This window comes from Streptomyces sp. NPDC039465 (assembly GCF_055639315.1).
In genome coordinates this window covers 166,996-180,026 of record NZ_JBVKAP010000001.1, presented here as the reverse complement: position 1 = coordinate 180,026, position 13,031 = coordinate 166,996, and the positions used below count along the sequence as shown (strand labels likewise).

The window sequence follows — 13,031 nt, the reverse complement described above, 5'->3', positions numbered from 1 at the left end:
GGCAAGGTCAAATCATGCGATTCGAAGCGATCACCTGGGAGCGGATGGCCGACGCCCTCGCCGCGTACGTCGACGGGCTGCGGCCGGGCGACGGCGGCCCCTGGCTGAAGGTGGGGATCGACGGTCCGCCCGCCGCACCTGGGGCCGACCTCGCCGGACACCTGGGCGAGGCGCTGCGGGTACGCGGCCGCTCGGTGGCCGTCGTCGCCACGGAGGGCTTTCTGCGGCCCGCGTCGCTGCGGTTCGAGTACGGGAAGGAGGACCCCGACACGTACTACTCCGGCTGGTTCGACACCGGCGCCCTCTGGCGGGAGGTGTTCGCCCCGCTGGAGCCGGGCGGCACCGGCCGGATCCTGCCGGACCTGTGGGACCCGGCCGCCGACCGGGCCACCCGCAGCCCGTACACCGAACTCCCGCCCGGGGGAGTACTGGTACTGCACGGCCCGTTCCTGCTCGGCCACTGGTTCCCCTTCGACCTGACGGCCCACCTGAGCCTGTCCCCGGCCGCCCTGTCCCGCCGCACCGAACACCCCTGGACGCTCCCCGCCTTCGCCCGCTACGAGACGGAGACCGCCCCCGCCACCACCGCCGACATCCTGATCCGCGCGGACGACCCGGCCCACCCGGCCTGGTCGGGCCTGCCGGGCTGAGGCGGGGCGGGCGGGCTTCGCGACGGCCTGCCCCTTCGGGCGGTGCGGTGCGCGCCGCCGGCGGACCGGGAGCAGTCCGTCGGCGTGAGGCGTAGGGCGTGGGGCGCTGGGCCGCCGTCGGCCGTCGGCGTGAGGTCCGGTCCGCGCGAGGTCCGGCCTGCGCCAGGCGCGGCTACGCCCCCGCTGGAGGCCCGCCGCCGCCAGGCGCGGGAGCGCACGGCCGGCCCGCCGCCGTGAGGTGCGGGAGACACCGGTCCGCTCCCGGTCCGCCGTCGGTCCGTCAGCCGGAGGCTGGGTGCGGCTACGCCCCTGCCGGCGGGCGGCCGCCGCCAGGCGCGGGAGCGCCCGGCCGGCCCGCCGCCGTGAGGTGCGGGAGCCGGGGTCGCCCCCGGCCCGCCGTCGGCCCGTCAGCCGGAGGCTGGCGCGCGGCTACGCCCCCGCCTGCGGGCGGCCGCAGCCAGGTGCGGGAGCCGGGGTCGCCCCCGGCCCGCCGTCGGCCCGTCAGCCGGAGGCTGGCGCGCGGCTACGCCCCCGTTGGGGGCCGGCCGCCCACCAGCGTGACGGCCTCGGCGCCCGCGCGGCAGCCGGCGGCCGCCGCTGCCGGGGCGTCCGCGCCGAGGAGGTGGGCGGCCAGGAACGCGCCGGTGAACGCGTCGCCCGCGCCCGTCGTGTCCCGGGCCCGCGCGGGCGTGCCGGGGACCTGGGCCACGACCTTCCCGGCCGCGCCGACCAGCGCGCCCGCCGCGCCCAGCGTCACCGCCACCAGCCCGAAGCGGCGGCTCAGCGCGGCGGCCGCGGCATGCGGGGTGGCCAGACCGGTCAGCAGCCGGGCCTCGTCGGCGTTCGGGAACAGCACCCCCGCCCCCTCCGCCGCCGCAAGGAACCGGTCGGGGCCCAGCTCCTTCAGGAACCCCGTCGAGGCCGGGTCCACACTCACTCCCACCCCCGCCTCGCGCGCGTGCCGCAGCGCGAGCCGCGCCACCGCGCGGCTGACGTCCGCGAAGAAGAGATACCCCGACAGATGGAGATGGGCGACCCCGTCGAGCAGCTCCGGGGACCAGTCCTCCGGCGCCAGCCGCAGCGCCGCCCCGCTGTCGGTCAGGAACGTCCGCTCGGCGTCCGCGTCGACCAGCGCGATCACCGTCGCCGTCGGCGCCGCCGGATCGGCGACGAGCACCGGCCGTACGCCCGCAGCCCGCAGCGCCGCCTCGTGCCAGGCCAGCGACTCCGTACCGACCCGGCCGAGGAGCCGTACGTCCGCACAGCCCGAACGAGCCGCCCAGCACGCCGCGTTGGCGCCCGCCCCGCCCGGGACCGTACGGATCCGCGCCGCCGTGTCCGTCGCGGGGGAGAGCGGGACGCGGTGCCGGGCCACCACGTCCGTGACCACGTCCCCCACCACCAGCAGACCGCTCACAGCGCCGCCGCGATCGCCGCCGCCAGGCGTACGTTCCCCCGCACTGCCGCCAGGTTCGCCTCCAGGGACGCGCCGCCCGTCGACCGCATCATGTACTCCAGCAGGAACGGCGTCACCGCCTGCCCCACGGTCCCGCGCTCCCGGCACTCCTCCAGCGCCTCCGCGAGCACCCGGTCGTGCAACGCCGGATCCAACTGCTCGTCCTCGGCGACCGGGTTGGCCACGACCAGCGACGCGTACGGCCCGCCGAGCGCGTCCCGCGCCCGCACCACCGCCGCGGCCTCCTCGGGCGTCCGTACCGTCCAGTCGACCCGTTCACCCGAGGACGACAGATAGAAGCCCGGGAAGAACTCGGTCCCGTACCCGACCACCGTCACCCCCAGCGTCTCCAGCCGCTGGAGCGTCGCCGGGACGTCGAGGATCGACTTCACCCCCGCGCACACCACCGTGATCCCGACCCGCGCCAGCAGCCCCAGGTCCGCCGACTCGTCCTGGGTCCGCGTCCACTCCCGGTGCACACCCCCGAGCCCGCCCGTGGCGAAGACCCGCAGACCCGCGCGGTCCGCGAGGTACGCGGTCGCCGACACCGTCGTCGCCCCGCTCGCCCCGGCCGCGAGCGCCGGAGCCAGATCGCGGTGGCCCAGCTTCCGTATCCCGGGATCCCCCGCGATCCGCTCCAACTGGCCCTTGTCCAGGCCGATACGGGCCCGGCCGTCGAGCACGGCGATCGTCGCGGGCACCGCGCCGCCCGACCGGACCAGGCCCTCCAGCTCCTCCGCGACCGCCAGATTGCGCGGACGCGGCAGCCCGTGCGCGATGATCGTCGACTCCAGGGCCACGACCGGAACACCGCCGGCCAGCGCCTCGCGTACCTCTTCGGACAACACCACCGTGGTCTCAGACATGTCCCATCCCTGGCGCGGCCGACGCACCCGCAAACCTCGCCGGCCCCGATCCTGCGGGCCGCCTCAGCCGCCTCAGCCGCACCCCGGTAGCGCGGGCAGCCGGTCCGCCCGCACCACCTGGATCACCGCGCGCGACCCGGCGGCCTTGGCGTCGCCCTCGCTGAAGGCGACCGCCAGCGCCCCGCCCCGGGCCTGCGCGTAGCCGTACCGCGGAGTGATCCGCGTGTACGCCCCCGAGCCGAGGTCGAGCGCGTACGACGTCTCCGGCGTCCGCCAGGTGATCAGCCGACCGGTGACCCGCACCTGATCGACGCCGTCCACCGCGGGCACCCCCAAGACGGCGGCGGAGGGCGCCGCCTGACCCGTGCGCCACACCATCAGCCGTGGCTCCGCCTCACCGGCCACCCACGCCCACGTCGTCCCGTCCGAGGCGACGGACCGGACGTCGCGCAGCGCCGTGACCGGAGCGGGCAGGGCCGCCGGTTCCAGGGTGGCGAGGGAGACGGCCGACAGCCGGGTCCCGCCGCCGGACGCCTCCCGCCACACCAGCAGCTTCCCGGCGACGAAGGGCGCCTCCAGCACGCCCGTACGGACGGCCCGTGGCGCGCCGCCCGCCGCCGGGGCGGCGAAGACGGTCGCCTTCCCGCCGCCGACGCCCTGCGCCCAGAACACCGTGGAGTCGCGCAGCACCGGCTGCGGCAGCGGACCCGGCCGGTCCGCGCGGGCGAGCCTGCGGGTCCTGCCCGTCGTCGCGTCCCAGACGTACAGACTCCAGGGGCTGTCCAGGGTCCTTCCCTCCAGCACCCCGAAGACGGCGTGACGGCCGTCGAAGTCCGCCCCGAGCAGCTGGTGTTCCACCGGGTCGGCGAAGGGCAGCAGCGTCCGGACCGGGCCGGACCCGAGGAGCGCGGCGCTGCGCCGCCCGGCGCCGGTGAGCTGGACGGCCGTCCAGCCGGGCCCGGCCTCGGCCAGCATCGCGCGCGTGCCGCCGGGCGCCCGGACCTCGCCCGCGTCGAGCGCGGCGCGCCAGGCGCCGGGCAGCGGGACCTCGCAGGCGTCCGCCACCGCGCGCGTGGAGGGCGTCGGCGGCGGTTCGGGCGGGGGCGTGTGCCGCGCCGACGAGCACCCGGCCAGGGCGAGGGCCGCCGCGAGGAGCAGGGCGGCCAGGGCCGGTCCGGGACCCGCCGGCGCGAACGTGTGCCTACCAGACGTACCCACGGCCCCCCATGATGGTGGTGATGGTGTCCGACGAGATCCGTGCGGACTTGGGCACCGAACCGGCCCACGAGATGACGCTCGTGCTCACCCCGCCCACCGGATCCAGGTAGTTGACCTCACGGGCCGCCGTATCGGTGTTGTAGCCGTCTATCGACACCCAGTGGAAGATCTCTATGTTGGGGTGGCCGACGAGATGGGGCCCGCCGGGCACCTCCCAGGCGTTGCCCGCTATCGCGTAGTCGTTGTCGGTGTTGTAGATGATGTGCTGCTTGAAGTTGGCCTTGTCGGTGGCGGTCGGGGTGTAGGGCAGGGCCCGCGGCAGGTACCCCGCCCCCGGCAGCCGGTTGTTGAGGGCGTCCGCCATGGGGTAGCCGGTGGGGTTGGGGACGTTGATGTTGACGCCGTACCACGCGGTGCCGCTGGTGGTCGTCTTGAGGAGGGTCGCGGCGTCCCGCTGGGAGCGGCCGGCCACCCCGTCCCGCGCGGACTGGGTGATGACCAGCGTCGCCGGGCCGCACCAGTAGGAGGTCTGCTGCGACTGGTGCAGCCCGCCGGAGAGCTTGTAGCCGGCGAGCGTCGACGACCGGCCGACTGTCGACGACTCGGCGAGCGTCGACGACCGGCCGAACGTCGACGACTCGGCGAGCGTCGACGACCGGGCGCGTGTCCGCTCGTACGATCTCGCCGCCTCGGCCTGTTTCGCGGCGTCGAGACTGAGCTGCGTCGGGGTGAGCCGCTGGACGCCGAGGGTGTCGTGGGCGGCCTTGTACGCGGCTCCTGGGGCCGTGGGATCGGGCGTCGCGGCGGAGGCGGGGGCGCCGGCCGCCACGGCGAGCAGCGCGGCCGCGGCGGTGAAGGAGGCGGCGGCGCCGAGGGCTGTCCTCGGGAGCCGGGGGGTGGGGGGCGTCTTCGTGAGCAGGGGTGGCATCGCACTCTCCTGTCCGAGTGAGGTGGGGGACTCGGGGCGAGTTTGACGGGTGCACGCCATGCCTGTCAGGGGTCGCGGGCGGATCCCGGCGACCAACATTGGGCGCACCAAAGGCGCCGTCACCGACCTGCGCGGACACGGTTGTGCCGGCGGACGCCCCCGCCCGTCTTTCGGTCAACCGCGCGGGGCCGAGCGGACTAGCGTGACCCCATGACGAACCACGCAGCACCCTCGACTCGTCATTTCTACGACGAACTCGCCGCCGACTACGACCTCATGTACGCCGACTGGGGGGCGAGCGTCGGCCGACAGGGTGCCGCACTCGACCGGAAGGTTACGGAAGCGCTCGGTCCGGGCCGGTACGACATCCTCGACTGCTCCTGCGGAATCGGTACCCAGGCCCTCGGTCTGGCCGGCCACGGCCACCGGGTCACCGGCACCGACCTCAGTCCCGCGGCCGCGGCACGCGCGCGTGAAGAGGCCGCCGCCCGAGGGCTCCAGGCCCGCTTCGGCGCGGCGGACATGCGTGCCCTGCCCTTCCCCGACCGCTCCTTCGACGTCGTCGTCTGCGCCGACAACTCCCTGCCGCACCTGCTGACCGCCGCCGACGTCCGTGCGGCGGTCGGCGAGCAGCTGCGAGTGCTGCGACCAGGCGGTTTGCTGCTGCTGAGCACCCGCCCGTACGACGAACTACTCCGCGAGCGCCCGCTGTCCACCCCGCCGGGCGTCCGCACGGGGCCCGGCGGCCGCACCATCAGCTTCCAGCTCTGGCACTGGCACGACGACGGCGAACACTACGACCTGGAGCTCTTCCAGCTCCTTCCGAACGGCGCCACCTGGGCCACCAAGGTGCACCGCGCGACCTACTGGGCGCTGTCCCGCGGCCGTACTTCGGATTTCGTCGCCGGCGCCGGTTTCGAGGAAGTCCGCTGGTCGGAGCCGGGGGAGTCGGGCTTCTTCCAGCCCCTCCTGACCGCGAGGCGGCCCGGTGGCCCCGCTACAGTCACCGGCCATGACGACACATGACCAGCTCTCCGCCCAGCCTTCCGGCCGGCCGTCCTTCGCCGTCCACATCCCCGACGCGGAGCTGGAGCCGGAGCCCCTCGGCCCCGAGCAGATCGTCTCCGGCGATCCGGTCGTGACCGGCAAGGTGCTGTGGGAGTCCGCCGACGGCACGCAGGTGCGCGGCATCTGGCAGATCACGCCCGGCGTGGTCACCGACACCGAGGCCAACGAACTCTTCGTCGTCGTCAGCGGGCGCGCCACCGTCACCGTCGAGGGCGGGGACACCCTGGAGATCGGACCGGGCGACGCGTGCGTGCTGCGGGAGGGCGACCGTACGACGTGGACGGTCCACGAGACCCTGCGCAAGGCGTACCACATCTCCCTGTAGGGCCTGCTGCCCCGGAGAGGCGGCGGGTGGCAGGGGCGGCCGGGGCCGGGGCCGGGGCGGGGTCCGTCCTCAGGCGCGGCTCGTGGCCCTGCGGACCGCCAGGGCGGCCAGCGGCAGCAGCAGCGCGGCACCCACCGCGTTCAGCCAGCCGTAGCCGCCGTGCGCGACGATGAGCCCGGCCGCCACACCGCCCACGCCCGCCGCCGTGTTCATGGTCAGGTCGGACAGACCCTGCACGGCCGCCCGGGTGGCCTGCGGCACCGCGTCGGTGAGCAGCGCCGAGCCCGCGACCAGCCCCGCCGACCAGCCGAGGCCCAGCAGGAAGAGCCCCGCGGCCGTACGGCCGTGACTCGGCCCGGCCGTACCGGCGAGCAGCGCGGCCAGCGCGAGCAGCCCGACCGCGAGACCGATCACCGACAGCCGGCCCAGACGGTCCGAGAGCCAGCCCATCACCGGCGAGAACGCGTACATGCCGGCGATGTGGCCGCTGATCACCAGACCGATCAGCTGGATACCGGCGCCGTGATGGGTGAGGGCGACCGGGGTCATCGACATGATCGACACCATCGCCGTGTGCGACACGGCGACCGACACCAGCGCCAGCCGGGCCCGCGGCGACTCCCGTACGGCCGTCAGACCGGCCCGCAGGGAACGCGCCGCCGGGGATCCGTCCTCGGCCGGCCCGGCCAGCGCACGGGCCGTCAGCAGCGGGTCCGGGCGCAGCAGCACGGCCACCATGACCGCCGCGACCAGGAACACCCCCGCCGCCCAGACGAACGGGCCCGCGGTGGCCGGGATCCCGAGGCCGGCGACCGTACGCCCCGCGGGCGAGGCCAGGTTGGGCCCGAGGACCGCGCCGATCGTGGTGGCCCAGACGACCGTGGAGATCGCCCGGCCCCGCCGCTCCGGCTCGGCGAGGTCCGCCGCCGCGAACCGGGCCTGCAAATTGGCGGAGGAACCGGCACCGAAGGCGGCCATGCCGACCAGGAGCAGCGGGAAACTGCCGACCACCGCGCCGAGCACCACCACCCCCGAGCCGAGCGCGCCCACCAGGTAGGCGAGCACCAGACCGGGGCGGCGGCCGCGGCTGGTCATCAGGGCGGCCAGCGGCATCGACAGCAGCGCCGTCCCGGCGACGGTGGCGGTCGGGGCGAGCCCGGCCAGCGCCTCCGTACCGCTGACGTCCTGAGCGAGGACGGCGGCCAGCGCGATCCCGATGGCGACCCCGAGGCCGCCCAGGATCTGGCTGCCGATGAGCACGGCCGCGATCCGCCGCCGCACGGCGGGCAGTTCGGCGGCCGTGACGGCTATCGCGGGCTCCGCGGGCGGTCTGGCGTCGGCCGCGTCCGCGGCATCCCGAGGTGTAGTCACCGAGGCAGTGTCTCAGCCCTTACGCTCACAGGGAATGTCACCCCGGGTCCGGCCGCGCCCCCGACCCGGCCACGCGCGCCCCTGCGGGGCCGCCCGAACGAGCAGCCCATCGACGCGGCCGCCCGGCCAAAGCGGCCCCCCACCCAGGCTGCCCTCCGCTCAGAACAGCGGCTCCGGCAGGACCCCCTCCAGCGCCAGCAGCTGCCGCTTCGTCTCCAGGCCGCCCCCGAATCCGCCGAGCCCGCCGTCGCTCTCGACCACCCGATGGCACGGCACCACCACCGGCAGCGGATTGGCGCCCATCGCCGCGCCCACCGCCTGGGCCGCCGTCGGCTGGCCGACCCGCCGGGCCAGGTCCCCGTACCCCACGACCGTCCCGTACGGCACGCCCGCCGCCAGCTCCCGCAGCACCTGCCGGTTGAAACCGGTCGTCAGCGACCAGTCCAGCGGCAGGGCGAACTCCTTCAGACCGCCCGCGAAGTAGGCCGCGAGCTGGCGTATCGGCTCGGCCAGGCGTCCTTCCGCGTCCTCGACGAGCTCCCCGCCCAGCTGCGCCGGCAGCCGGTCGAGCGCCTGCTCGCGCACCGCCGCGTCGGCATGGAAGACCACGCTCACCAGACCGTCGCCGGTCGCGGCGAGCAGCAGCGGTCCGATGTCCGTGCCGACCGTGGCCCACTCGATGCTCTTCATGCGGACCACCGTACGACCCGGCACCGACAACGCGGGCCGGGACGGCGCGGCCGGCCGGCGGCGGGGCTCAGCCGGTGGCCTCCCGCACCACGTCCGGCTTGTTCGTGATGACCGCGTCGACGCCGTAGCCGGCGACCCGCCGCGCGCCCGCCGCGTCGTTCACCGTCCACGTGCTCACCTGGAGCGGCCACCCGTGCGCGCCCTTCAGCCGGTGCACCGCGGCCACGTACGCCGCGTCGATCGTGGTGTGCGACGGGTTGATCTGGTCGGTGAACCGCGCGTAGGCGGGCAGCTCGGAGACCTTCGGGGTGCCGAGGAAACCGGTGACGACATCGGGGCGCCGGTCGTGCACGGCCCGTACGGTGGCGGCGCCGAAGCTCTGCACGACCAGCCGCTCCGGCACGTGGTGCCGGTCCAGCCAGCCCTGCTCCCGCAGGACCCGCAGGGTGTCCCGCTCGATGCCGGGGTACAGCTCCGGCTTCTTGATCTCCAGGAGCAGGTTCTGGCCGTTGCGCTCGACCCGGTTCAGATACTGGGCCAGCGTCGGCACCCGCGCCCCGGCCCACTGCGGGCCGAACCAGCCGCCCGCGTCGAGCCGGGCGATCTCGGCGGCCGTGAAGTCCTTGACCTTCCAGGGGGAGCGGCCGGGGAAACGTTGCTCCACGTCGGTGGTCCTGGCCAGGCTCTCGTCGTGCATCACGACGAGCTGCCCGTCCCTGGTGCGCTGGACGTCGTTCTCCACCCAGGTGAAGCCCAGGTCCCTGGCCCGGTCGACGGCGGCCAGGGTGTTCTCCGGGGCGTAGGCGGAGGCTCCGCGGTGGGCGATGACGAGCGGACGGCCCGGGTCGTCGTCCGCCTCGCGCTCGGCGCCGGCCGGTGCCACGGGGCTCGGGGAACGCCCGGGGGTTCCCGGCGGTGAAGCGGGGGCGAGCAGCACACCGGCGGTCAGGAGCGCGGCCACGGTACAGCCGGCCGCGGCGGTCACGGCTGCGGGGCGAACGGTCAAGGGGACTCCTCGCGTCGGCGTCACAGTCAGCGGATGACCACCGAGAGTGGCCGTAGCTCGAACGGCAGCGGGGGCAGAGACGAAAAGGAGAAGAAGAACAGCGAAACGGTGAGCGAAAAACCCGTCGGGGGCGTGCGGGGCGCCTTACCGCGCAGTATCCCCGCCCCTAAAGGGCCCCGCACTCGTTGGCTTGCCGCGCCGCGGGCCATAATCTCGCCCGGAACCACCGGCACACGGAGACCGGTAACCGGCGCACAAGGGACGGAGGGCATACGGCATGCAGCACGGCACGGTCGACGGCTTCAGCTACGGCCTGGTCACTCCGGTGGCCGCCTATCTCATGGCCTGCCTCGGCGGGGCGCTCGGACTGCGCTGCACCACCCGGTCCCTCCGGAACGGAGGGACGTTCAAGCCGGGCTGGCTCACCCTGGGCGCCACCTCGATAGGCAGCGGCATCTGGACGATGCACTTCATCGCCATGATGGGCTTCACCGTCGCCGGGGCGCCGATCAGCTACGACCGGCCGCTCACCTTCGCCAGCCTGGGCGTGGCGGTCGGCATGGTCGGCATCGGCATCTTCATCGTCGGCTACCGCGGCGCCACCCCGCTCGCCCTGATCACCGGGGGCACCATCACCGGTCTCGGCATCGCCACCATGCATTACCTGGGCATGGCCGGAATGCGCTTCCAGGGGCGGGTGGAGTACGACACCTCCACCGTCGTCCTGTCCGTGGTGATCGCGGTCGTGGCGGCCACCTCGGCGCTGTGGGCCGCCGTCTCCGTGCACGGCTTCCTGGCCAGCCTCGGGGCCAGTCTCGTGATGGGCCTCGCCGTGAGCGGGATGCACTACACCGCCATGGCCGCCGTCGACGTCCACCTCCACCCCGCCGCCGGCGCCGCCCCCGCCGGGGACTCCGCCCCCGGAGTCCTGCTGCCCATGCTGATCGGGCCCGTCGTCTTCCTCCTGCTGGCCGGCGTCGTGGTCATGGTCGACCCGCTCCTGGTCATGGGCGACCAGCGGCCCCAGGACCGGACCGCCCCCCGGCCCGGCCTGCCCGCCCAGCGCGGGCCACGCGCGTACGGCGAGCCCGCGAACTGGTCCGCCCGCCGCCCCACCGCCGGCGCCTCCGGCCGCTCCCCACGCCGCGGACGCCTGCGCGGCTGACCCCCTCGGAACCCCGTCGGAACCCCGCCAGGGCCCGGGCCAGGACGGGGGAGCGGGCCGATCCGGACCCGACTGTCAGTGGGGGGTCGTACGGTGGATCCATGCGGCCCGTTTCCCAGATCGAACGCACGGTGGCGCCCTTCGAGGTCGTCAGCCCGTACCAGCCCAGCGGTGACCAGCCCACGGCCATCGCCGACCTCGAGCGACGCATCCGCGCGGGCGAGAAGGACGTCGTCCTGCTCGGCGCGACCGGCACCGGCAAGTCGGCGACCACCGCCTGGATGATCGAAAAGCTCCAGCGCCCCACCCTGGTGATGGCGCCGAACAAGACGCTGGCCGCACAGCTGGCGAACGAGTTCCGCGAGCTGCTCCCCAACAACGCCGTCGAGTACTTCGTCTCGTACTACGACTACTACCAGCCCGAGGCGTACGTCCCCCAGTCGGACACCTACATCGAGAAGGACTCCTCCATCAACGAGGAGGTCGAGCGGCTGCGCCACTCGGCGACGAACTCCCTGCTGACCCGGCGCGACGTGGTCGTGGTCGCCTCCGTCTCCTGCATCTACGGCCTCGGCACCCCGCAGGAGTACGTGGACCGCATGGTCCCCCTCAAGGTCGGCGAGGAGATCGACCGCGACCAGCTGCTGCGCCGCTTCGTCGACATCCAGTACACCCGCAACGACCTCGCCTTCAGCCGCGGCACCTTCCGGGTCCGCGGTGACACCATCGAGATCTTCCCGGTCTACGAGGAGCTGGCCGTCCGGATCGAGATGTTCGGCGACGAGATCGAGGCGCTGTCCACGCTCCACCCGCTCACCGGCGAGGTCATCAGCGACGACCGGGAGCTGTACGTCTTCCCCGCGAGCCACTACGTCGCCGGCCCCGAGCGCATGGAGAAGGCGGTCAACGGCATCGAGCGGGAGCTGGAGGAGCGCCTCGCCGAGCTGGAGAAGCAGGGCAAGCTCCTGGAGGCCCAGCGGCTGCGCATGCGCACCACCTACGACATCGAGATGATGCGCCAGATCGGCTCCTGCTCCGGTATCGAGAACTACTCGATGCACTTCGACGACCGCGAGCCCGGCTCCGCCCCCAACACCCTCCTCGACTACTTCCCCGAGGACTTCCTCCTCGTCATCGACGAGTCGCACGTCACCGTCCCGCAGATCGGCGCCATGTACGAGGGCGACGCCTCCCGCAAGCGGACCCTGGTCGAGCACGGCTTCCGGCTGCCGTCCGCGCTCGACAACCGGCCGCTGAAGTGGGAGGAGTTCCAGGAGCGGATCGGCCAGACCGTCTACCTCTCCGCCACCCCTGGCACCTACGAACTCTCCCGAGGCGACGGCTTCGTCGAGCAGATCATCCGCCCCACCGGCCTCGTCGACCCCGAGGTCGTCGTCAAGCCCACCGAGGGCCAGATCGACGACCTGGTCCACGAGATCCGGCTGCGCACCGAGAAGGACGAGCGGGTCCTGGTCACCACCCTGACCAAGAAGATGGCCGAGGACCTCACGGACTACTTCCTCGAACTCGGCATCCAGGTCCGCTATCTGCACAGCGACGTCGACACCCTGCGCCGGATCGAGCTGCTGCGCGAGCTGCGCTCCGGCGAGTACGACGTCCTGGTCGGCATCAACCTCCTCCGGGAGGGTCTCGACCTCCCCGAGGTGTCCCTCGTCGCCATCCTCGACGCCGACAAGCAGGGCTTCCTGCGCTCCGGCACCTCCCTCATCCAGACCATCGGCCGCGCCGCGCGTAACGTCTCCGGCCAGGTCCACATGTACGCGGACACGGTCACCCCGGCGATGGAGAAGGCCATCGACGAGACCAACCGCCGCCGCGAGAAGCAGATCGCGTACAACACCGCCAACGGCATCGACCCGCAGCCGCTGCGCAAGAAGATCAACGACATCGTCGCGACCATCGCGCGCGAAGAGGTCGACACCGAGGAGCTGCTCGGCTCCGGATACCGCCAGGCCAAGGACGGCAAGGGCGCCAAGGCGCCCGTCCCCTCGCTGGCCGCACACAAGCCGGGGCGCGGCAAGGCGGGCAGCAAGGGCGAGGTGCGCGGCGACCGTCCGGCGACCGAACTGGCCGGGATCATCGAGGAGATGACCGAGCGGATGCGCGCCGCCGCAGCCGAGCTGCAGTTCGAGGTCGCCGCCCGGCTCCGGGACGAGGTGGGAGAGCTGAAGAAGGAGTTGCGCCAGATGAAGGAGGCGGGACTCGCCTGACGCACCGGTGGCCGGTGTGTTGCAAGACCGACACAAAAACGGACCGAACCTGCTGCG

Annotated in this window: 12 protein-coding genes; 5 read left to right on the top strand and 7 right to left on the bottom strand. The window is 74.0% G+C overall.

Annotated elements, in window-relative coordinates; translation table 11 throughout:
- Positions 1–14 precede the first annotated feature (14 nt).
- Positions 15–650 (top strand): nucleoside/nucleotide kinase family protein, encoded by a 636-nt coding sequence (locus ACZ7LT_RS00855; RefSeq protein WP_471232561.1) that lies wholly within the window; start codon positions 15–17, stop codon positions 648–650.
- 523 nt (positions 651–1,173) lie between these two features.
- On the opposite strand, the gene ACZ7LT_RS00850 is transcribed toward ACZ7LT_RS00855, so the two are convergent.
- The 4 genes from ACZ7LT_RS00850 to ACZ7LT_RS00835 all read right to left on the bottom strand — a co-directional run bounded on the left by ACZ7LT_RS00850 (position 1,174) and on the right by ACZ7LT_RS00835 (position 5,118).
- Positions 1,174–2,067, bottom strand: a complete 894-nt coding sequence (locus tag ACZ7LT_RS00850) for a carbohydrate kinase family protein (RefSeq protein WP_471232560.1) — start codon at positions 2,065–2,067, stop codon at positions 1,174–1,176.
- Positions 2,064–2,972 carry a pseudouridine-5'-phosphate glycosidase gene (locus tag ACZ7LT_RS00845; RefSeq protein ID WP_471232559.1) on the bottom strand — a complete coding sequence of 303 codons (909 nt, stop codon included), beginning with the start codon at positions 2,970–2,972 and terminating at the stop codon, positions 2,064–2,066. Before ACZ7LT_RS00845 ends, ACZ7LT_RS00850 begins: the two co-directional genes overlap by 4 nt.
- A gap of 72 nt (positions 2,973–3,044) precedes the next feature.
- Positions 3,045–4,190 (bottom strand): hypothetical protein, encoded by a 1,146-nt coding sequence (locus ACZ7LT_RS00840; protein WP_471232557.1) that lies wholly within the window; start codon positions 4,188–4,190, stop codon positions 3,045–3,047.
- Entirely contained in the window at positions 4,174–5,118 is a 945-nt protein-coding gene (locus tag ACZ7LT_RS00835; RefSeq protein ID WP_471232555.1) for a hypothetical protein, read from the bottom strand. Before ACZ7LT_RS00835 ends, ACZ7LT_RS00840 begins: the two co-directional genes overlap by 17 nt.
- A gap of 210 nt (positions 5,119–5,328) precedes the next feature.
- On the opposite strand from ACZ7LT_RS00835, the gene ACZ7LT_RS00830 reads away from it, so the two are divergent.
- Both ACZ7LT_RS00830 and ACZ7LT_RS00825 read left to right on the top strand, forming a co-directional pair.
- A complete protein-coding gene (locus ACZ7LT_RS00830) occupies positions 5,329–6,144 on the top strand; it encodes a class I SAM-dependent methyltransferase (protein WP_471232554.1) in 816 nt (271 codons plus the stop codon).
- On the top strand, positions 6,131–6,511 hold the full coding sequence (locus tag ACZ7LT_RS00825) for a cupin domain-containing protein (protein WP_471232552.1): 381 nt from the start codon (positions 6,131–6,133) through the stop codon (positions 6,509–6,511). The genes ACZ7LT_RS00830 and ACZ7LT_RS00825 overlap by 14 nt, the downstream gene beginning before the upstream one ends.
- A 69-nt stretch (positions 6,512–6,580) precedes the next feature.
- Here ACZ7LT_RS00825 and ACZ7LT_RS00820 read toward each other — a convergent pair whose 3' ends face one another.
- The 3 genes from ACZ7LT_RS00820 to ACZ7LT_RS00810 all read right to left on the bottom strand — a co-directional run bounded on the left by ACZ7LT_RS00820 (position 6,581) and on the right by ACZ7LT_RS00810 (position 9,578).
- The gene (locus ACZ7LT_RS00820) at positions 6,581–7,822 is read right to left on the bottom strand and encodes an MFS transporter (protein WP_471234748.1); all 1,242 of its coding nucleotides are present in this window, start codon (positions 7,820–7,822) and stop codon (positions 6,581–6,583) included.
- Positions 7,823–8,041: 219 nt separating this feature from the next.
- Positions 8,042–8,572 (bottom strand): methylated-DNA--[protein]-cysteine S-methyltransferase, encoded by a 531-nt coding sequence (locus ACZ7LT_RS00815; RefSeq protein WP_471232551.1) that lies wholly within the window; start codon positions 8,570–8,572, stop codon positions 8,042–8,044.
- Positions 8,573–8,639: 67 nt separating this feature from the next.
- The gene (locus ACZ7LT_RS00810; RefSeq protein WP_471232549.1) at positions 8,640–9,578 is read right to left on the bottom strand and encodes a glycerophosphodiester phosphodiesterase; all 939 of its coding nucleotides are present in this window, start codon (positions 9,576–9,578) and stop codon (positions 8,640–8,642) included.
- A gap of 277 nt (positions 9,579–9,855) precedes the next feature.
- On the opposite strand from ACZ7LT_RS00810, the gene ACZ7LT_RS00805 reads away from it, so the two are divergent.
- Positions 9,856–10,743 carry an MHYT domain-containing protein gene (locus ACZ7LT_RS00805; protein WP_471232547.1) on the top strand — a complete coding sequence of 296 codons (888 nt, stop codon included), beginning with the start codon at positions 9,856–9,858 and terminating at the stop codon, positions 10,741–10,743.
- 101 nt (positions 10,744–10,844) lie between these two features.
- Entirely contained in the window at positions 10,845–12,974 is a 2,130-nt protein-coding gene (uvrB, locus tag ACZ7LT_RS00800) for an excinuclease ABC subunit UvrB (RefSeq protein ID WP_471232545.1), read from the top strand.
- Positions 12,975–13,031: the final 57 nt, after the last annotated feature.